Origin of the sequence: Chryseobacterium wanjuense (assembly GCF_900111495.1) — a bacterium.
In the GTDB taxonomy this organism is placed as follows: Bacteria; Bacteroidota; Bacteroidia; order Flavobacteriales; family Weeksellaceae; genus Chryseobacterium; species Chryseobacterium wanjuense.
In genome coordinates, this window is sequence record NZ_FOIU01000003.1 from 20,807 (window position 1) to 41,352 (window position 20,546).

Annotated in this window: 16 protein-coding genes; 5 read left to right on the forward strand and 11 right to left on the reverse strand. The window is 33.6% G+C overall.

Features of this window, described 5'->3' with window-relative positions; all coding sequences use genetic code 11:
- Positions 1-90 precede the first annotated feature (90 nt).
- From ccoN to ccoG, 3 genes are read left to right on the forward strand one after another with little or no spacing between them, the layout of a single operon-like run.
- Positions 91-2,352 carry a cytochrome-c oxidase, cbb3-type subunit I gene (gene ccoN / locus BMX24_RS16610; RefSeq protein WP_062676336.1) on the forward strand — a complete coding sequence of 754 codons (2,262 nt, stop codon included), beginning with the start codon at positions 91-93 and terminating at the stop codon, positions 2,350-2,352.
- 11 nt (positions 2,353-2,363) lie between these two features.
- Positions 2,364-2,540 carry a cbb3-type cytochrome c oxidase subunit 3 gene (locus BMX24_RS16615; protein WP_082798858.1) on the forward strand — a complete coding sequence of 59 codons (177 nt, stop codon included), beginning with the start codon at positions 2,364-2,366 and terminating at the stop codon, positions 2,538-2,540.
- A 30-nt stretch (positions 2,541-2,570) separates the two neighbouring features.
- On the forward strand, positions 2,571-4,028 hold the full coding sequence (ccoG, locus tag BMX24_RS16620) for a cytochrome c oxidase accessory protein CcoG (protein ID WP_062676337.1): 1,458 nt from the start codon (positions 2,571-2,573) through the stop codon (positions 4,026-4,028).
- An 854-nt stretch (positions 4,029-4,882) separates the two neighbouring features.
- Here ccoG and BMX24_RS16625 read toward each other — a convergent pair.
- From BMX24_RS16625 to BMX24_RS16645, 5 genes are read right to left on the reverse strand one after another with little or no spacing between them, the layout of a single operon-like run.
- Complete coding sequence (locus BMX24_RS16625; protein WP_062676338.1) at positions 4,883-5,248, reverse strand: hypothetical protein; 366 nt, start codon at positions 5,246-5,248, stop codon at positions 4,883-4,885.
- 13 nt (positions 5,249-5,261) lie between these two features.
- On the reverse strand, positions 5,262-5,669 hold the full coding sequence (locus BMX24_RS16630) for a hypothetical protein (RefSeq protein ID WP_062676339.1): 408 nt from the start codon (positions 5,667-5,669) through the stop codon (positions 5,262-5,264).
- Between the two features lie 23 nt (positions 5,670-5,692).
- Positions 5,693-7,282 (reverse strand): efflux MFS transporter permease, encoded by a 1,590-nt coding sequence (locus tag BMX24_RS16635; RefSeq protein WP_062676340.1) that lies wholly within the window; start codon positions 7,280-7,282, stop codon positions 5,693-5,695.
- The gene (locus BMX24_RS16640; RefSeq protein ID WP_062676341.1) at positions 7,283-8,341 is read right to left on the reverse strand and encodes an HlyD family secretion protein; all 1,059 of its coding nucleotides are present in this window, start codon (positions 8,339-8,341) and stop codon (positions 7,283-7,285) included.
- Positions 8,342-8,344: 3 nt separating this feature from the next.
- The gene (locus tag BMX24_RS16645) at positions 8,345-9,667 is read right to left on the reverse strand and encodes a TolC family protein (RefSeq protein WP_062676342.1); all 1,323 of its coding nucleotides are present in this window, start codon (positions 9,665-9,667) and stop codon (positions 8,345-8,347) included.
- Between the two features lie 129 nt (positions 9,668-9,796).
- On the opposite strand from BMX24_RS16645, the gene BMX24_RS16650 reads away from it, so the two are divergent.
- On the forward strand, positions 9,797-10,588 hold the full coding sequence (locus tag BMX24_RS16650; RefSeq protein WP_062676471.1) for an AraC family transcriptional regulator: 792 nt from the start codon (positions 9,797-9,799) through the stop codon (positions 10,586-10,588).
- A gap of 105 nt (positions 10,589-10,693) precedes the next feature.
- On the opposite strand, the gene BMX24_RS16655 is transcribed toward BMX24_RS16650, so the two are convergent.
- The 4 genes from BMX24_RS16655 to BMX24_RS16670 all read right to left on the reverse strand — a co-directional run bounded on the left by BMX24_RS16655 (position 10,694) and on the right by BMX24_RS16670 (position 14,810).
- Positions 10,694-11,155, reverse strand: a complete 462-nt coding sequence (locus tag BMX24_RS16655; RefSeq protein WP_089794770.1) for a hypothetical protein — start codon at positions 11,153-11,155, stop codon at positions 10,694-10,696.
- 475 nt (positions 11,156-11,630) lie between these two features.
- A complete protein-coding gene (locus BMX24_RS16660) occupies positions 11,631-12,575 on the reverse strand; it encodes an alpha/beta fold hydrolase (protein ID WP_089794772.1) in 945 nt (314 codons plus the stop codon).
- Between the two features lie 471 nt (positions 12,576-13,046).
- Entirely contained in the window at positions 13,047-13,802 is a 756-nt protein-coding gene (locus BMX24_RS16665; protein WP_089794774.1) for a hypothetical protein, read from the reverse strand.
- Between the two features lie 285 nt (positions 13,803-14,087).
- Positions 14,088-14,810, reverse strand: a complete 723-nt coding sequence (locus BMX24_RS16670; protein ID WP_089794777.1) for a hypothetical protein — start codon at positions 14,808-14,810, stop codon at positions 14,088-14,090.
- A 728-nt stretch (positions 14,811-15,538) separates the two neighbouring features.
- Here BMX24_RS16670 and BMX24_RS16675 point away from each other — a divergent pair.
- Positions 15,539-16,120 (forward strand): hypothetical protein, encoded by a 582-nt coding sequence (locus BMX24_RS16675; RefSeq protein WP_139176868.1) that lies wholly within the window; start codon positions 15,539-15,541, stop codon positions 16,118-16,120.
- A gap of 575 nt (positions 16,121-16,695) precedes the next feature.
- On the opposite strand, the gene BMX24_RS16680 is transcribed toward BMX24_RS16675, so the two are convergent.
- Both BMX24_RS16680 and BMX24_RS16685 read right to left on the reverse strand, forming a co-directional pair.
- Positions 16,696-17,520, reverse strand: coding sequence for a tyrosine-protein phosphatase (locus BMX24_RS16680; protein ID WP_089794781.1), 825 nt, complete (start codon positions 17,518-17,520; stop codon positions 16,696-16,698).
- Between the two features lie 10 nt (positions 17,521-17,530).
- Entirely contained in the window at positions 17,531-20,443 is a 2,913-nt protein-coding gene (locus BMX24_RS16685) for a TonB-dependent receptor (RefSeq protein ID WP_089794784.1), read from the reverse strand.
- Positions 20,444-20,546: the final 103 nt, after the last annotated feature.

The window sequence follows — 20,546 nt, forward strand, 5'->3', positions numbered from 1 at the left end:
GCTGTAATATTTTAATCATCATAAAAATAGCTATTTTTTCGATGATTAACACCATAAATAAATGATAGTGGTATATTAACTTTGAACATAATGGAAACACAGAAATTTTACTATGATAACACCATAGTACGTGCATTTTTATATGCAACAATAGTTTTTGCCTTAATAGGATTCGTCTTTGGACTGACTGCGGCTCTGCTTTTGTTTTACCCTGAACTGCCTGAATTCATTTTTGGGACAGATGACCAATCTATCCATATCTTGAGAGACGGAGGTATCCAAGCATTGATAGATACTAATGGAGCCTTCGGATTTGGTAGAATAAGAATGTTGCATACAAATACTGTAATCTTTGCATTTGTTTGTAACAGCTTTTTTATTGGGGTATACTACTCTGTACCTCGCCTTTTAAAAACAGAAATGTTTAACAAAACATTAAGTTGGATTCATTTTTGGACGTGGCAGTTAATGGTCGTAGTAACCTTTATTACTTTCTTCATGGGAATCAATACATCAAAGGAATATGCGGAACATGAATGGCCAATCGACATACTTCTTACTTTTTCATGGGTAATTTTTGGACTTAATATGTTCGGAACCATCACAAAAAGAAGAGTTAGACATCTATATGTTGCAATTTGGTTTTATTTGGGAACTTGGATTGCAGTAGCAATGCTTTACATATTCAATAACCTTGAAGTTCCCTTATCATTTACGGGGTGGAAATCATATTCTGCGTATGCTGGAGTAAAAGATGCTATTGTACAATGGTGGTATGGTCACAACGCAGTTGCATTTATTTTAACCACTCCAATTTTGGGATTAATGTATTATTTTCTTCCAAAAGCAGCCGAACGGCCTGTTTTTTCGTATAAGCTCTCAATTATTCATTTCTGGTCGTTAATTTTTGTGTATATCTGGGCAGGACCACATCATCTTCAATATACAGCAATACCAGCATGGGCACAAGCTGTAGGTACTGGTTTTTCAATTATGCTGATTGCCCCATCATGGGGAGGAATGCTGAATGGACTATTGACTCTGAGAGGATCTTGGGATAAAGTACGAGAAAATCCTATTTTAAAATTCTTTGTCGTTGCAGTTACTTGTTATGGTATGGCAACTTTTGAGGGACCACTACTGGCGACTAAAAACATCAACAAAATTGGTCACTTTACCGATTGGGTGATAGGTCATGTTCACCTTGGAGCATTAGGATGGAATGGTTTTATGGCTTTTGGAATGATCTACTACCTTATTCCAATCCTATGGAGAACAAAAATATGGTCTGTTAAGCTGGCGAACTGGCATTTCTGGTTGGGAACTTTGGGAATTATTTTCTACGCAGTACCAATGTATATTTCAGGATTTACACAAGGATTAATGTGGAAACAATTTAACCCAGACGGGACATTATTATGGAAGAACTGGTTAGATACAGTAACAGCAATTATCCCTTATTTTAAAATGAGATTTTTAGGTGGGTTATTTTACTTTTCAGGTGCTATCTTAATGGTCATTAACCTTGCGGCTACTATTAGAAAAGGCTCTTTCCAAAAAGAAGTACCGGCAGAAGCACCAGCCTTAGCTAATATTAATAATAAAAGAAAAGAAGGAGAAGGTATACATCTTTGGTTGGAAAGATTGCCCGTCTTATTCACAGTGCTATCTTTTATTGCAGTCTCAGTTGGAGGGGCTGTAGAAATTATACCAACTTTAATGCTTAAACAAAATGTACCGACAATTTCAGCTGTAAAACCATATTCTCCTTTAGAATTAGAAGGTAGAGATTTATACATCCGCGAAGGCTGTAATGCCTGTCACTCTCAAATTGTAAGACCATTCCGAGATGAGATTGTAAGATTTAACGGCAAAAACGGCCAGTATTCTAAGGCAGGGGAATTTGTTTATGACAGACCATTCCTTTGGGGGTCAAAAAGAACAGGGCCAGATTTACATAGAGAAGGTGGTAAAAACCCAAGTTCTTGGCATTATAAACATATGTATAATCCTAGGTCCACATCGGCCGGTTCTATTATGCCTCGTTATCCATGGCTAATAGCCAATAATTTAGACCGATCTAAAATGATCGATAAGCTAAAATTCATGAAAAATACATTTGATGTACCTTACACAAAAGCCCAAATTGATTCAGCTGATAAATGGGCCGACAATCAGGCATCTATAATAGTGAAAGACATTTTTTCGGAGGCTACAGACTTGAAAGAAGCCTACGCCAAAAGGCCACAAGGTGAACTAGAAAAGAAAGAAATTATAGCCCTTATAGCCTATCTGCAAAGATTAGGTACAGATATAAAAACAAGCGATATAAAAACAGCTGGTAACAATTAAATATACATGAAATGATTCCTCAAAACTTTAAAGACATTTTAGCAAATACTGATTATGCAGGATTTTATCAAACGTTATCCATGATTATTTTTTTATTATTTTTCGTTATTCTCATACTTTATGTTTTCACAAGACCAAAAAAATTCTATCATGAAGCAGAGCGTGCTCCCCTCCGTGATGATCAATAAAAATTACAATTTATATATACTAACACTGAAATGTCAGAAATAAATGAAGAAGTCGTTCGCGGCGGACAGGGGCAAGTTTTAAACCCTGAGACCTATAGAGATTCTATAGGAACAATGGAACAATCAGGGAAGAGAAAATGGGTTTTTCCCAAAAAACCAAAGGGTAAATACACTAATTACAGAGATTTAGTAAGTTATACTCTTTTGATTATATACTTTGTCATTCCATTTATTAAAATTAATGGAAACCCTTTCTTTTTGTTAAATGTCATTAATGGAGAATATTTTATTGCGGGGCAACCTTTCTATCCGCAGGATTTTTTTATTCTTACCCTAGGTGCTATTGCTTCTCTTATTTTCATTATTGTTTTTACTATTGCCTTTGGAAGAATTTTTTGTGGTTGGATATGCCCTCAAACAATTTTTATGGAATCGGTCTTTCGAAAAATAGAGTTTTGGATTGAGGGTGATCGCAATAAACAAATGAGACTTGAACGCCAGGAGTGGAATACTGAAAAAATTTGGAAAAGGACTCTAAAGTGGTCTATTTATATTATCATTTCTCTCATCATCACTCACGTTATGTTTATGTATATTGTTGGTTACGAAAAAGTGTTTAAAATTATCTCAGAAGGACCATTTGAGAACATCACCAACTTTATTGTTATGATTCTTTTTACAGCCACTTTTTATTTTGTATTTGCATGGTTTCGAGAGCAGGTTTGCACACTGGTTTGTCCATATGGAAGGTTACAAGGTGTACTAATTGATAAGGAAACTATTAATGTATTTTATGATTTCAAAAGAGGTGAAAACCGCTCTAAATGGAGAAATGGGGAAGACAGAAAAGTTACAGGAAAAGGTGATTGTATCGATTGTTATCAATGTGTTTCAGTTTGTCCTACCGGAATCGATATTAGAGACGGACAGCAATTGGAATGCGTAAATTGTACTGCATGCATAGATGCATGTGACGAAATAATGGAAAAAGTAGGTTTGCCCAAAGGTTTGATCAGATACGCATCAGAAAGAGAGATTGAGACCGGGACTCCTTATAAGTTTACTAGCAGAATGAAAGGTTTTGCAGCAATTCTGATATTGCTGATCGGGTTCCTTGGATTCCTTCTGTCAAGTAGAGGTGATATGGAAGCGAAGTTTATCAAACCTGCAGGTAGTACATTTTTTGTAAGAGAAGGAAAAATTATCAATACGTATAATTACACATTTCTCAATAAGACAAATAATAAAAAAATTGTTACTATAAAAGTTATCGAACCGGCACATGCTGAAATTAATTATAGTGCTTCTAGTAAAATAGTCGTAGATCGTGATAAAATATCAAAAGGAACCATCAACATCAGCTTTCCAGAATCACAAATGAATCTTTCCAAACAGAATATTACTATAGGTGTATATGATTTAAATGGGAAGTTAATTGATTCTTATCAGACTTACTTTGAAGGGCCATTTAAATTACAAATACCTTAAAAGTCATCATAGCAAACACAGCTAATATTAAAAGTGTTTTAAACTATAGCTTTAGTTATTAATTTATCACCTATTCAGACATACATTTAAAAAGATGAAACTGGATAGGTGCTCTTTTTTAATAAACTACATTAATTTAGTTTAAAATGTTTCAACAACTTGATGTAATTGTCAGATTGAACAAATCGTATTTTCTCAACATAAAAAAACTTGTTTTAATCACAATATTCCATACTCATCAACAAAGAATTAGATACTTTTTTTAAGATAAAACATATTCGCATTGTTTATAACTGTTAAATTACAATTCTTTACCAGACAACCTGTTCAGTAATTTGTTTTAAAGAATCAAGACTATTGTTCAGTGTACAAATTTATTTGTGTTTTGTCATAAACGAAAAAGAAATTTTGATCATTGTTTCGATTGATAATGAAAAAATAAAAGTCAAAAGAATTAATACGCAAATAGAATTTTGATATAATAGCAGAATCTAGATCTTTATGCAAGATCGTGATTGAAAAGTCAAAATTTTGTTTACAATATCTACAAACTATTGTTTCAAAGGTCAAAGACTTGATGGAAGATGAAAATCCGTTTTTACGAACAAAAACACAAGAAAATTGATTCATATAAAAACTATAACCTGTCTTCTTATATGCCTGTTTACTATCTTAGATTTTTTTTGAAAAGTAGCCCATAGTAATCCACCGAAAAAATAATAAAAGCTATTCTAAAAATTTCTTAAGCTATTAAAGGCTCAAAATATAGAATAACTCTTAATTTATTCACTTTCGGTCATAAGATTGTATTACGTAATCTTATGATTAATTTTAATTAATTTGTTGAAAATTAATCATAAGTGATAAAATATTTTATTATTATTTATTCCAAAAACATAATTTCCGAATTTCTCTATTCCTTTTCTAATTTTCTTGAACAATTCCGAGAATTCAATAATGTTTTCATCTACGCGAATTGAAGTAGTTATTCCTTTTATATTGTTATTTGGATTTGATATTGCAAAAACATAAATTATTTCAGAATTATCGTCATAACATTTATATATTTTATCAACTTTGAACCCAGAAGCTGGAATTTCAGAACCTTCTGTTTTAATATTTTGTATTAAATTTAAATATTCCGTTAGTTCATTTTGTAAAAGATACCCACTGTCTAGGAGTTCTGATATAGTTTCACTAAAAATTCTTATTTCCTCCATACTTGTTTTATTCTTAGTCCCAGGTGCCTTGCATCGAAATACTTAAACTATCGTTTTCAATTTCCATATCAATAGGGAAAACAATTTTATAGTCATCCATATCAATATCACACCTTCCAATATATCCTGAAATCCCGCCCCAAAGCTCCAGGTGGTAATTTTTCCCGTATAGGTTCATGCTTGGCGAAGGATACATTTTTAGAGTTGCCGGCAATGGTAATGTACTTGGATATTCTTCAGTTTGCGCAATCGACTCTGGTAAATCATCAGAAAAAGCTTTTATATACAGCTTTTGTTCGGGTAAATTCTTTGAATATTCAAGAAGCTTCACTGTTTTCAGATGAAAAGTATTGTCATCATTATTACAGGAAAAAAGACCATTTAATATCAAAAGAATAATTAATATATGTTTTAATTTCATAATATAAGTATTGATTAAAAAGTTTAAGCCGGTGAAAGTCTTCGGGATCTAAGATATACACGAGTCCTATTAACATACGGGAATATTGCAATAAGTACCATAATGATTAATAAGAAAATAGCCATCATCTCATAATAATCCATAGCAAAACGGATCTGTGTTTGCATAGTAAGATTTTTAATAAGTAATTTCTCAGAAGCTTTAGAAGATATTCCCTCCAGCATACCTTTGGTACTAAGTTTTGTATTTTGCTTATGCAAAAAGTTTTTTACCATAGGATCTATTTTTGTTAAATGATCCTGAAAAGCATTATAATGCATACTTTTTCTGAAAAGCTCGAAATAATTTATAATAGCAATACTTACAGCATAACCAAAATACCTTATAGCTAATGCAGCAGCAGCAGCAGATGGACCTAACGAGACTGGTACAGAGGCAATAATATAAACAATTGTGGGTACCATAATAAAACCTACACCCATTCCCTGAAGAAATAATGGTAGAAAATAATTAAATTCATCAGCTTGTATATCAAAAAGATAATACATCCTTACGTGGAAAACAAACAATAAACAAAATCCTAATAACCAAATATTTCTGATTCTTTTTTTCTGCAGAATCATCGCAGCAGAAATAATAACTCCAGCTATTATCCCTAAAATATTAAAAACATTCATGTAAGAGAGGTAAAAAGGATCAAACTTCAATACTCCCGTGAAATAGCTATTGGTAATACCTGACGCAAACCGACAGATATACATAACAAAAAGCACAACTAAACCTACTTTACAATTTCGATAAGAAAAAATACGTAAATTGATATAGGGTCGCTTCAATGATTTCTGACGAAATATAGAAATAATTAACAGAATTATTATAGCTAATACACTACCGGAAATCCTGACATCATCAAGCCAATAGTACTCTTGTCCAAATATGGTAATATAACCTATAAGTGACAGAATAGCACTGTACATTACAAAGCTTTGCCAATCCAATTTGTATAAAGGAAATTTAACGTGTAACCGAAAAGAATTCATTCCTGTTATTATAAACAGTAAACCCGGAAAGAAGGAGAATATTGCAGACTTAAAAACGATGTTAAAGTTGTAAGAATCTATTAATTCCGCGGTAACCAAATTGTTGAAAGGCAAAGCACAGAGCAAAGTTCCAAAAAATACTGAAAAACCAATTTCTCTCGCACGTTCACTTTTCAACCTTGTAAACATTAAAGATAAAGAGATATTCACATTGGATGCAAACAACATTCCTTGTATAAACCTTACGGGAAATAATATATAAACATCTTTTGTAATGTAACATACCAAACAAGCAAGCATTTGCAGAGTAGTAAAAATTATAAAATATTCTTTCGCAGCTAGAAAAGTAAAGAACCTTCTTTCCAGAGAATAAAATCCTACGTATCCGGCGTAAAAAAGAGCTACTGCAAACTGCATATCTGCGGGTTCACTTCCATAATAGCCTGCTGCTGCATTGATGTTAGCTAGAGGAAGAAAGAAAATCACAATTCCAGGTAGGGTCATACTGAAAAGTACTATTTTCACCATCCAGTCAGGAATCCAAGATTTAAATATTGGGATTGCTGTCTTCATTTAACTATGCTTTTTAGACGCGAATACGTTAACATTCATACCTACCTTTAAAACATCTATTTCTTTCCTCGAACCATCTACTCGTATTCTTATGGGTATACGTTGAACAATTTTAACATAATTACCTGTAGAGTTATCAGGTGGGAGTAACGAGAAACTAGAACCCGTAGCAGGTGAAAGAGAAATAATAGTTCCTTTAAACTCTTTATTAGGATATGCATCTGCGATAATTTTTACTTCATCACCTATTCTCATATCTTTAATTTGAGTTTCTTTATAGTTTGCAACGACCCATTTATCTGTATCGTCATTTACAATAAAAGCAAGAGTTTCTCCTGCATCAATCATTTGACCCACTTCAACTGTACGTCTTCCCATTCTGCCATTATAAGGAGCTGTAATATACGTATAAGTAACATCTAATTTATGTCTATTTAGCAATGATTTCAACCTTTGAATTTCAGCTTTTACAACATTTCTTTCTGCGCGAATATCTTCTATTTTTGAAACTGATGCAGCGTAGTTTTCTTGAGATGATCTATATTCACTTTTATCTACATCAAGTTGTGCCTGAACTTTTTCGACTTGTTGTTTAGTAGCAGATTCTTCATTATATAGTTTCAGATATCTATCATAATCCAATCCTTGTTTCCATACCTTCGCTTTATTTGCAGCAATCTGTGCTTGAGAAGAAGAAGCTTCATTTTCCAATGTATTAATTGTACTTCCTAAAACGACAAGCTGAGCCTCAGCTTTTGCAAGAGATGCTTGCGTTTGTTCTTGTTGAAGAACATATTCTCTATTATCAATCACCAAAATTGTGTCTCCCTTTTTTACGTTTTGATTTTCTTCAAACTTAACATCAACTATAAAGCCTCCAGCCCTAGAAATAACAGGATTAACATACTCTTGTATTTGTGCATCATTTGTTTGCTCATATTTATAATAATCCATTAAGGATCCTCCCCCCCAAACTATAAGCCCCAAAAGAATTAAACTTGCAATCCACCCTGTAATTTTAGTAACAAATCTATCAGTTACCGTATATTTTTTTTTCATGATTTATAAAATACCTATAATGTTTTGTAGTAAGTAATATTTGTTCTGTGCCATTATTTTTGCTGCTTCAAGCTCGAACTTTGTCTGTAGAAGCTGTACATCTGCATCTAACAAATCTGTAATTAAAGAAGTCTGATTAAAGTAAGTATTTTTAATAATTCTTGCATTTTCTTTCGCATGAGCCTGATTAGCCTCAGCAACTTTTATCTGTTCTAAAGCCTCCTGATACCTCAGGTAAGCTTCTTTTACTTGTTGTCTTACCTTATCTTCGGTATTTTTATAACTTTCTTCTTCTTTTTCAAACTCTATTTTGGCAGCTCTTACCTTATGGGTATTATGATAAAAAGATGATAAATTGAAAGATGCTCTTAACCCTATTACCCCCAAAGAATACCAATATGGATTGTAAGGAAATAAGAAAATTTGTGGATTTGCATAATAAAATTCTCCATACATTCCAATTTTGGGTCTTACATTAGCTTTAATTTGATCTATTTTTATTTTACTGAGCTCTGTTTTGTGTTCTGAAATGTGATAATCAAATGAATGTTCTAAGGCCGTTTTTAAATATTCTTCGTAGGAGGTGGTATTGTTCCAAATGTAAGCCGGTTCGTCTGGAACTACAATTTGTTCGTCAGGAGCTCCCATAATAATATTCAGTTTTTGAGTAGCAATAAGAATATCATTTTCTATCGTAATTAATGCCATTTCACGTCTGGAGAGCTCAAGCTCTATTCTCAAAACGTCACTCTTTAGTACAACACCGTTTTTTAATAAGCTACGTATTTCTTTCAGCTGTTTTTTTTGGTCTTCAATATCCTCTTTTATAAGTTTTCTGAAAATTAATATTTTTTGTAAGTCTAAATACAAAGCAGCCGTCTTGTAGTGAATATCAGAAACAGTTTGCTCTCTGTTAATTTCAGAAATCTCGTGAAGTATTTTTTCTTCTTTAATTTGTAGATTAAGTTTATTTCCATTATAGAGATTAAGATAAAAATCAGCACCTGCTCTGTAGAGTGTATGTATTACTTCATGTTGACTTGGTTTTGAAAATAAGCCATTTTCATAAATCGGTATATTGCTTGCTTTTTCTGCACTTCCTTTTATCTGCACTTCGGGAAGCCGCTCCGCTCTAAGATCTTTTACTTCTTCAGCAGAAATACCCACTTCCAAATGTTTTATTTTAATATCGCGACTGTGTTCCTCTGCTTTGTTCCAAGCGTCTTTTAGTGAGAGTTTTAATGTGTCTGCATTCCAAACAGAACTCTGGGCCCAAGTCGAAAAAGTTATTCCAAACATTAGAAATCCAGTGAGATAATTTTTCATTGAAAATTTTAGAATCATTGTATTGCAAATCTACATCCTTTACATAAAAAAAATTTATCGACAATAGTCATTCTTTTCATGATTCCGGCCAAATTCATTATCTTTGTTTTCAATAAATACAACATTAGTATGGGATTAATTAATTCACTACCAGATATTGATAAGAACGATAAAAGTGTATTTGTAATGCATGAAAAATCTGAAAAATTGATCCCGGTTCATAGACATACCAAAGGACAACTTAGTTATGTTGAAGGAGGTATCGCTTATATTACTATAAATAATCGGACATATGTTGTTCCCGCAAGACATTTCTTCTGGATTCCGCAGGGTTTGGAACATATTTTACAAATTGGTCATTCTGCAACAGTATTACGATCATTATATTTCTTTGCTCATGACGATTTGTCTGATCCTTTTTTCAGTCGTCTTGGTATTTATCCTGCCACAGAACTTTTAATACAAATGATCAAGTATACTGAAATATGGGATGAGAGACATGTAATATCTACTGATGAAAATTTTGAATTTTTAGTAGCATTAAAAAAAATTCTACCCAAAACCCATCAACAACCCTTGCCCATTATTCTTCCTGCCACCAAAAACAAGATGACTAGGAATATTGTTTCTTATCTTGAATGTACAATAGAAGAAAAACACAGTCTTGCTAGTATAAGTAAAAAATTTGGATTGAGTGAACGCTCTCTATCGCGTCTTTTTAAAACAGATTTGGATATTTCTTTTCTCCAATACTTAAAAACTTTAAGAATTATTAAGGCCATTGAACTTCTTCTTAATACAAATAAGTCCATTAATGAAATTGCATATAACGTGGGTTATAATTCTGTAAGCTCATTTAGTGATACTTTCCGCGAATTTACCAGATCGAGACCTTCAGATTTAAGGAAATTAAATAATTGAAATACTATACCTGAAAAATATTCAAAAATAAAAATATTTCAACGGACAGTACCCTGCAAATAATTAAATTTTAATAAGACATTTTTAGCATACTCAATATATTAACTAATTCTTCTTTTTTTGGGAGTATTTTCCAGGTAATATTTCAGAAATTCTTTCCAAATCTTCCACCAAATGTTTCGATATTTCTTCGGTTATGGGTACAAGACCGGAAAGAGGTGATAATTCACTTTCTTTCCGGTTTTTTTTAGCTCCTAACTCGTTATTAATCTGATAAATATAAGACAATAGAACATTAGCCTTGGTGGTTCGATAATGATTTTCAAAAAACTCTAATTTTTCGGGGAACATCGAACCAACTATTTTACGTTTTACCTCAATATCCCCGTCAGCATAGACTTTAGACAGGTTTACAAGGTTCGACAATGCTTGGTCTAGTAGTTTTGGAAAATCTATTTTCTTCTTATCTTCTACTTTAGATGGTTTGCTCTCTAACTTATCAATCTGATCTTTGCAATCAACCTTGATTTCTAGGTATTCGTCATTATCAATAACATCTTCTAGCAATTTTTTAAGAGCATCTTTAAAAATGACCTAATAATCTCTGCCTCTTCAGTGCTTAATTCAATTCCCTCCTCCTCCTTAAAAATTTTGGGCAATAATATACTTTAATGTACCAAATTATTTTTTTAATGCAACCGGAATTGCTAAAACAAATATTTCTAATACCCTCATATTTTGTAAAACTGGGCACGGGTTACTTTTTAATATGCATTACCTTAATTTGGGCAATTATAGATTTTTGAGCATAAAATTATGTTTCTTATTAAGATGAAGATTAAGATTGTTTGAGCAAACACTTTTATTTAATTGCCGTATTATTATTCAACTAAGCATTTGGTACATCTAAGTATATCATTACCTTTCAAATTTTTGAAATTGCACATTGAAAACAAGAGATTTCTTAACCTCTTGTTTTTGGATTGAGTATTCATTTTGTTTTTTACAACCATTGAATAATACTATTGCTAATACAATAACACTATTTTTTATTTTTAGTTGAAGATAGACAATTTTCATATGTTTCAATTAATGCTTCTGCCACAATTTTTGGATCTTGTTGATGGATTCCGTGACTGTAAAGTGGCAATAAAATCAATCTACTGTGTTGGTTATTTTTTATCATTTCCGCATAATGATCAATTCTAAGATAATCTAATTCTTTCCACCAAGGAATTAGATTGATACCCAAGTTCAAATTTTTATTCATTTCTATTTCATAATCTTCTATATGCTTATTATAAGAAATCATTACGGTTATGGGAATATCTTTGAGTGGTGATAAAGATGTGTATCTTTTAAAGAATACAGGTGTACTTTCATTCTTTTCCCTTTCAACTTCAAATCTAAATCCATTTGAGATTGAGGTGTCTTTTAGTATATAATCGTAGTTTTTTATAAATAATTCTCTGTACCCCGTCTTGCTCAAAGTGCTTAATTTTACTTTATCATCTTCTGCCTGCGTTAGCATAAAATCTGTTGGATCTATGAAGAACAAACCGCAGACATCATTCGGATAAATTGAGGCATATAATCGAATAAAAGGTCCACCAATGGAATGACCTACCAATAAATAAGGCGGCTTAATTTCTAATTTTGTTAATAAATCGTGAAGTCTTTTTATTACGTCTGCATCAGTTTTTAGGGAAGTATCGATTTCAGAGTCTGCAATTCCGTTTCTATCATAAACAATACCTGCAAATTTTTTTTGAACGAATGAAAGTAAACCACCATAACCGCCGCCGCCAGAACCAAGTCCTGCTTCAAAAACTACAACTGGCTCATTGTCTTTTCTGTCTTCAAGACCGAAAACTTTATATGCCATTTTTTTATTGTTAATTGATACAAATTTTCTTTCAGATGTTTGCGAAAAGACCAAGTTATTTGAAAAGAAAATTATGAATATAAAAATTATTATTGATTTCATCACTTTTTATTACTAATGTCTGTTTTTAAAATTACCGCTAACGTCCAAATTTACGCAATGCGTCAATATGCACTATACACAATTGCGCTAATGTTATTTTAATTGTAATTAACCATCTACTAATCAATAAGTTAAAATTTATCATATTTGGATAAACGCATAAATTTAAAATGAATAAGAATGACGTTGAAGATTTTGCTACAATATTTTACACCGCAGCGTAAGCAAAAACAGCTTTACAGCAAAGAAAATTGCTATAAAGAATGTCTCCCTTCTTTAATTAAAGTATTTGGATATCGGTTCCCGGAACCGATAACGTTTCAGATCGTTTTCAATGAGAACATATAGATGATGGGAGTTTGCAAAACACAAATGATAAAATCTTTTCTCTGTTCTTTCTCATCATTTTTGTAAAAGTGATATGAATTGCGGGAACAAAATGAAGGAGAAAAGATATATAAAGAGTCTAAATTAGAATTCTTCCGCTATCATTGACTCTCTTACTCCTGCGGCAGTACTTCCCATATTAGAAAGCGTACAGGTAAATCTTATAATTACACCTGTAGAACTGTCATAAACATGATATACATTGTATTCATTAGAACCGCCTACAACATTAGCGGCATTTAAAGCTGTCCATACATTTGGTGTAAATGTGGTTACGTTTCTATCTTGCCAAACGGTACTACCACCCCCTGCTCCTGCATATTCGGTATCCCAGACATTAAACTGTCTTGCAACACCGGTATTTACTTTGATCTGCCAGTATCCTTGCAAAAATGTTGTGGCATTATATCCTGCATATCTGAAAGAGTAATTTCCTGATCCTGTTGTAAGTACAACTGCAGAATTGGGGGCAATAAGACGCTGCTTCGTTACAGACACTCCGGAGGATTCTGAGGTTCCTGAAATAACATTTCCGCTGGCATCGGTTGCAAGTACAGTAGCAGAAGGCAACTGTGTTATTTTCACTCCCGAAACTCCCGTTGTGCGGCTGTTTACCTCAAAGTTATTGGTCGGAGCGGTTGTTCCTACTCCTAATCTTCCCTGTTGTGTTACAACGACATCATTTGTCTGCTGTGCTACTGTTGGGGCGCCTGTTGCAGGATTATCTTTAGCCCCATCAATATGAAATTCTGTTTGGGGGTTTGGTGTATTAATACCTATTTGAGCCTGAACGGTGCAAACAAATATAACAGAAGCGAATAAGGAAACTTTTTTTTTCATATGAATTATTTATAAATTTATTAATTATCAGCTACCTTACATTCATTGTAGATCGATTGGTATGCTATCTCTAACTATTATAATAATACGTTTATAGTACGTTCCCGCTGTTAGGTACACTATATTTGAAGTATAGAGAAAGTCCATCATTAGGGTCACGCGAACTTCCTGAACTGAAAATGCTGGCTTACTTTTGTTGTTGGACTTTTGTTCAGATTGTATGCAAGGTAAGCAGCGCAGCCTGTCGGTAAATCTCAAAAAATGTTATTAATATTGACTTAGGTTTTAATATGTATTGATCACACAATTCACAAATTCACCGTAGGTAAAATTTAAAATCAATTCATGCATAGCATCTCTATTAGGAGAGGAAAGAACTCCATGAAACCCAAGAGTTCCAGTTGTTAGAAACGGAGCGTCTACGACTTGCCAAACATTATAGTTGGTTGGAGTAAATGTAAAATTGGATGCGTAACCATTGTTTATCTTCTCGCCTGTTGTTGGTACTATACCATAACCAATTCTGGCATATCGATAGATGATATTAGAAGTGGGAGGATTGAGTAATCTCATTTCAAAGTTATAACTTATTCCTGATTGTCTTACTCTGAACTCCAGAAAGCCTCCAACACTAGTTGTTTTTGTTATATCAGGAAGTCCTAAATATCTTAATTTGTCAGTTGTATGCCCTTGTGTATTTGTGATAACTTGGAGCGATGCCCAAATTGGATTGGCCGGTGTTCCTGTATTTATGGTAAGTCCGGGGGTAATCTGGTCACCACCTATTCCTGCTGTTGTAGTATTATATATAATAAGGCCAGTGGCAGGGGAAGGAATAGTGGCAGCATCAGTTCTTGAAGAAAGTGCTATTCTAGGTACCAAAACACCCTTGTTGTTTGATACGATATCCAGCATTGCTGATTGGTTCGGAACTGTAGTATTAATTCCTATTTGAGAGAAAAACAATTGAGTACATAGGAAACATAATAATAAACTGGTTTTTTTCATTATTCTGTATAATTTAGATATGATTTATAAATCTGCTAAGAATATTTTGCTGAATATTTTTGTGTCATTTGCTGTGAATAAGATCTCAATAATGATCTACAAACGGTGTAAAAGTAGATCAATAGAGCATCATCCGGAAGACAATACCTTGCTGTTTTCAGGAAAACGACCAACCATAAAAGACTTATAAATAAATGTTTTTCAATGATTTAAAAAGATTTTTTTTTTAATTTTATAACAAACCCTTTTTTCAAAGATAAAAAGTTGTTCCGAAATGAATTTTAATGTTTAAAAACAGAAACATGGCCAAAGAATCGGCCATGTGAGTTAGAGATAGACAAGTTTTTCAACTATCGCCGGCTAAGCAATTAATAACTATAAATTCAATACTAAAGCCTAAAGTAATATATCAAGAAGTAAATTTTCTAATAAAATCATCTCTCAAAAATAAACTATAAAAGTTTAATATTCAATAATTTACAATCACATCTTACCTTATCTTTTTCCTGAAAACGATAAGGCATTTTCTTTTATAATCCCCAATAATATGATACTTTTATCAGATAAAGCATCGATTTAAATTAAGAAATATGAGAACACTATTGGCTACGACGCTGCTAAGCTTTGGAAGTTTGGCCTTTGCCCAAGTCGGCATAAACATATCAAATCCACATGCATCTTCTGCATTAGAAATTAGTTCTGGAAATAAAGGTTTCCTGCCACCAAGAATGACGCTTATCTCTAATACAGATGGCACAACAATCCCTAATCCCGCTACAGGGTTAACGGTTTATCATAATGGTAATGCAGCCATGGATGCTGGTCTTTATACAAATGTTGGAACACCAATTGCTCCCAACTGGACTCGAGGAGCTATCATAAACGAATATCAAGGAAGTTTGATAAAAAAAATCAAGTATGAAGGTACATCTCCTGATGCAACCAAAACTGTTCAGATTGGTCCTGTAGAATTCCGATTCAGTCCAGCAAGTTATACAGTTCCGGAAATGCGTTTTCTTTCGACACTTACTTCAAATACTTTAGTAAACTATCATTCCGGTCAGTTTGTACACAGCACCGCATCTCCGCCTACTATTGCTTATCAAAGTCAAAATAGAACATACACTGCAGCCAATTGGAATGTATGGCAAAATGTAGCCTTTCATGCAACAGATGGATTAAACACATTAGAACGTAATGAAATATGGCTGTCGATTCAAAATGACCCTGATGCAATCTATTGTGTAGAATTTGTTATTCTGAACAAAGGAACTTCTAATATCTATTCTATAATAGCAACAAGATATTAATTATAATCAATAGAGCACCATCAGTATCCGGACGTTTCGTCTTATAACTTTATTTTTGAAAAACTTTTGCATTTTTCGCAATTAGTTTGATTTGACTCATCTTCCGTATGCAAAGTAATAACAGTGCGACATCCCCAATTAGTCAAGGGCGAAACATCTTCGTGTATACTCCAGCTAAATGTATTTTTTTTGCATTTTTGACTAATATGTTCAGCCATAGAATTATATATTTTGGCCAGTATTCTTTCACATAAGGGATTGAACTGGATTTTGTAGGGTTATGATCATACAAATGAAGATAGGTATGGGGAAATGCAAAATTTTTTATTTCAGCTCTGTTGAATGTATCAAAAAATAGAATATCCTTTGTTTGCTAGTTGATCTAATTTATTTGTTTAAAGTGGGAGAATTGACATTTTTATACAAACATGATCTGGTACATTTAATTATATCGTTGTCTAAAGTAAGATGAAAATAGTTTTTACCTTATAAACACTAATAAGTCATGAGAAAAAATTCTGCACGGCTTATTTTATGAATCTAACTAATTTTTTTTGGGATAAACTGTCGATTTACTATTTCAAATATTTCTCTTTCAAAACTGTAATCTCTCTTGGTCCGATCCCCATTTCGACCTGAAAAAAATTTTCTACACTTCCATATTTTTTGTTAATCGCTGCGAAAAAGTTTCTTATTAATTCAGGTCTCAGTTCCATTTGCTGTTTGATTTCTGTTTCTGTCATTCCCGACATTTTGGATAGTCCGGAATACATGGTTTTCATAGTCGGATTTTTGGCTAAATAAAAATTAGAAGCGACATAATCGTTTTCAATCATATCTTGTGGAACCCCCAGAACTTTCAAAAATAAAGCGGACGCCATCCCTGTTCTGTCTCGACCGCCCGTACAATGAAAAAGTAATGCTTCATCGGGTTTTAACGTTAATAATTGAACAAATAAAGATCTGTATCTTTCCCCGAAATATGGAATTCCGCCATCGCCATACATATCAAAAAGGAAGTTTTTGTCTTTCAGTAATTTTGCCATATCCTGAGCAGTCGGAAGATTATTACTACCTGCCGGACAAAGAATATAGCTTGTATTTTCCGGAAGCCTGTCCTGTGCTTTTTTGGCTTCTTTAACCCCTCTGAAATCTACAACAGTAACGATTTTTTTAGCCTTAAAGGTTTTTAAATCTTTATCAGTAAGCTTGTCAATGGCATCACTTCTGAAAACTTTCCCCAAAGCCACTTCTTTTCCATCAGTTGTTTTATAGCCTCCCGTATCTCTGAAATTATATGCCCCTTCCATTTTTACCACTCTGCGAAGACTGTCTTTAATTTGTGCATTTGCTGTTGCTCCAAAAGCGGCAATTGCCAATGCTAATACTATTTTTTTCATAAATAAAATTTTAAAATATTTGCCAACGAACCCCCATTTGCCCTCTGCTTCCGTACCATTCGTTTGATGTTATTCTTTTTTTGTTGTCGCCCATATAAAGTCTTAAACTTTCGTTGCTCAGGTTGTTTAACTCAATGAATAATTTCACTTTTTTGCTGATGTCATAACTTGCCGAAAAATCGATTGTAAAATTTTTATCAGACCAGATATAATAATTAGGACCTAAATTTTGATTAATTGTTTCCACAGATTTTCCTCTGTAATTTCCTGCAAGTCGTACCATTACTTTATTGCTTTCATAATAAAGAATCGCGTTGAAAAGATTTTTAGACTGATTCGGAAGCGTGGTTTTATCAAAATACTGAACTCCATTTGCTGTTCTCGGAACATCAACGCTTGAATCGATGAATGTATAATTAAATTCAACTCCAAAACCGCTCCAGAATCCCGGTAAAAAATCAAGACGTTTATTGATCCCCATCTCAAATCCTAACAAATTGGAATCCTGAAGATTTTTCGCTTGGGTGACCATATAATCGGTTCCGTTAAGATTCATCATAGAGGTATCTGAAAATACAATGTCTGAGATTTTTTTGTAAAAGACACCTCCTGAAAGAATACCTATATTGTTGAAATAATATTCACCCATCATGTCAAAATTATGACTGAAAGTCGGCTGCAGATCAGGATTTCCCCTTGTAATTTTGTTCGGGTTTGAAGTATTGTCAATGCTCGATCCCGGAGACATATCTCCGAAATTCGGTCTGATGAATGATCTGGTATAAGCAAACCTTACATTTGCTTTTGGTGAAAAATTATACCGTAAATGAAGCATCGGAAGAAAAGCATTATAGTTACTTTCCACAATAGATTCACTGATTACTGTTGCGGCGGGAGTTCCTGATTTGGTTGCTTTTGCTCCGTTTAAAGTTAATCTTGTGGTTTCATTTCTGAAACCTCCGATGATTTTGAACTTATCGCTTGCTTTGATTTCAGCCATTGCGTACGCTGCAAAGACATTTTCTTCTCCTGTGTAAACACTTGTTGCATTGGTTTCTGCATTTGAAAAATCTTTAAAACCATTCTTCTGCAAAAATTCTGGAGAATACATCTGAAAAAGCTGATCTTTTGTCGGCGGATTCATGATGTACTGGCTGTAATCTCCATTCATACCATTGAGGAAAGTGGTTCCTTTTGGTGGCTCATTTGTTGTTAATTGAGACAACGTCAGCAAAGCTGGAGAATTCGGAATTCCTAAAGATGCATTTGGAAGGAAAACTGCGGTGTATCCATACGTACTGTTTCTGTCTTTTTCACGGTATTTTGCTCCAATTTTTAATGAAATATTCGGATTTATATCATATTTTAAATTAACTCTGGCGATTTTATCTCTTTCATTATTGTCCAATTTTGCAATAACCAATTGAGAAAGCAATAATTTATTTGCACCCATCACTTCATTCGGATTGGCTGCATCAGAGCTGTAATCCAGGTACTCACCTCCTATTCCATTGGGTGAATCGAAGCCCCAATATCGTTTTCCGTCGTTTGATAAATTGGCAAATCCTCCCGTTATTTTTTGTCTGAAAGTCGCAATCGGAAGTCCTTTAATATCATTAGTCGGCGGGGTATCAAGAAAATATTTTGCCTGATAATCGCTTAGCATCCAGTCGATATTTAATTTTGAAGACAAGCTGTGTTCACCGCCCAATTCCATTCCGTATAATTCTGTCTGATAGTGAGAATACCTAAAATTGTACTGATAACGGCTGTTGGTATAATCTACATAAGATTCGTAAACAGGACGAATATCATCAAACTTATTAAACATTCCACGGAAATAAATTTTATTATTGGCATTAAATTTATATTCCAGTCCACCATTCAGACCGATCGTTCTTCTCGTTCCCATATATCGTTTCATCATGATCGTGCTGATGGATTTTTTCTGATCATCATTTGCTAAGCCCGTATTGTAAGTCACATCAAATGAATCTGCTCCCCATTGTCTGTCCCAAATTGCACCGGAAAGAATCACTCCCAATTTATTTTTGAAAAAACGGTCTCCGTAAACAATTGAGCCATTATACGTTGCATTTTGAGAGAAAGTATTATACCCTCCCGCGCCACTTATACTTAATGTTTTCTTTGCAGGAGCAGTTCTTGTAATAAAATTGATACTTCCACCGATCGCATCACCGTCCATATCAGGTGTAACGGCTTTTGAAACCTGCACAAACTGAATCAGTTCGGAAGGAATAACATCCAAAACAAAAGATCTGTTTCCTAAAACATTCGCGCTGGGAAGACGATTTCCGTTGAACAATGCAGAAGTCCAGGAAAAAGGAGTTCCGCGAACGGTCGCCTGATCTGCTTCACCGTGATACCTTGCAACAGCCACTCCCTGAACTCTTTGTACAGCTTCTGCAGCATTTCTGTCCGGAAGTTTTCCAATCGCATCGGCAGCAATAACTTCCATGATAGCATTATTATTTTTCTTGATTTCATAAGCTTTGGCCTGTGTTAAAGCATTAGGCTTTGAAATCACGACCTGCTCAATATCTTTTACTTTATCCTTGTTTTTCTTTTCTTCGGGAGCAATAGTGATATAACCGATATCGTTGGTTCCTTCTTTTATTGTGACCGGGAAGATTTTCGTTTCATAGCCGATATATTCAACTTTGATGTTTATTTCGCCTAATTGGGGTGAAAGAAGATTAAAATCTCCGTCTAATGATGAAACAGCTTTAGCCTCGGCATCTACAATCGAAATATTAGCTCCCGGAAGCGCTCCGTTTGTTTTGCCGACCACAGTACCTTTAATAGTCTGTGCATGAATGGTTCCAAAAGAAGCCATCAGGAAAAATGCAGAAATCTGTATGATTCGAGATTTTTGTTTTGAAAAACCAATAGAATTATTCATAGGAATTTTTTTATGGCAAAATTGGGTGAATCGAAATCCACATTCGTCCAGAAGAAAAAACCATATTCAGACAACGTATCACTCGTTGGATCGGTACTATTAA

Bases quoted from the DNA above. Each gene is read 5' to 3' on its own strand.
- BMX24_RS16645 (WP_062676342.1), bottom strand. From the start codon at position 9,667: ATGAAAAATTATCTCACTGGATTTCTAATGTTTGGAATAACTTTTTCG.
- BMX24_RS16680 (WP_089794781.1), bottom strand. From the start codon at position 17,520: ATGAAAAAAATAGTATTAGCATTGGCAATTGCCGCTTTTGGAGCAACA.
- ccoG (WP_062676337.1), top strand. From the start codon at position 2,571: ATGTCAGAAATAAATGAAGAAGTCGTTCGCGGCGGACAGGGGCAAGTT.
- BMX24_RS16640 (WP_062676341.1), bottom strand. From the start codon at position 8,341: ATGAAAAAAAAATATACGGTAACTGATAGATTTGTTACTAAAATTACA.
- BMX24_RS16650 (WP_062676471.1), top strand. From the start codon at position 9,797: ATGGGATTAATTAATTCACTACCAGATATTGATAAGAACGATAAAAGT.
- BMX24_RS16675 (WP_139176868.1), top strand. From the start codon at position 15,539: ATGACGCTTATCTCTAATACAGATGGCACAACAATCCCTAATCCCGCT.
- BMX24_RS16630 (WP_062676339.1), bottom strand. From the start codon at position 5,669: ATGAAATTAAAACATATATTAATTATTCTTTTGATATTAAATGGTCTT.
- BMX24_RS16670 (WP_089794777.1), bottom strand. From the start codon at position 14,810: ATGAAAAAAACCAGTTTATTATTATGTTTCCTATGTACTCAATTGTTT.
- BMX24_RS16660 (WP_089794772.1), bottom strand. From the start codon at position 12,575: ATGAAATCAATAATAATTTTTATATTCATAATTTTCTTTTCAAATAAC.
- ccoN (WP_062676336.1), top strand. From the start codon at position 91: ATGGAAACACAGAAATTTTACTATGATAACACCATAGTACGTGCATTT.
- BMX24_RS16625 (WP_062676338.1), bottom strand. From the start codon at position 5,248: ATGGAGGAAATAAGAATTTTTAGTGAAACTATATCAGAACTCCTAGAC.
- BMX24_RS16685 (WP_089794784.1), bottom strand. From the start codon at position 20,443: ATGAATAATTCTATTGGTTTTTCAAAACAAAAATCTCGAATCATACAG.
- BMX24_RS16635 (WP_062676340.1), bottom strand. From the start codon at position 7,282: ATGAAGACAGCAATCCCAATATTTAAATCTTGGATTCCTGACTGGATG.
- BMX24_RS16665 (WP_089794774.1), bottom strand. From the start codon at position 13,802: ATGAAAAAAAAAGTTTCCTTATTCGCTTCTGTTATATTTGTTTGCACC.
- BMX24_RS16615 (WP_082798858.1), top strand. From the start codon at position 2,364: ATGATTCCTCAAAACTTTAAAGACATTTTAGCAAATACTGATTATGCA.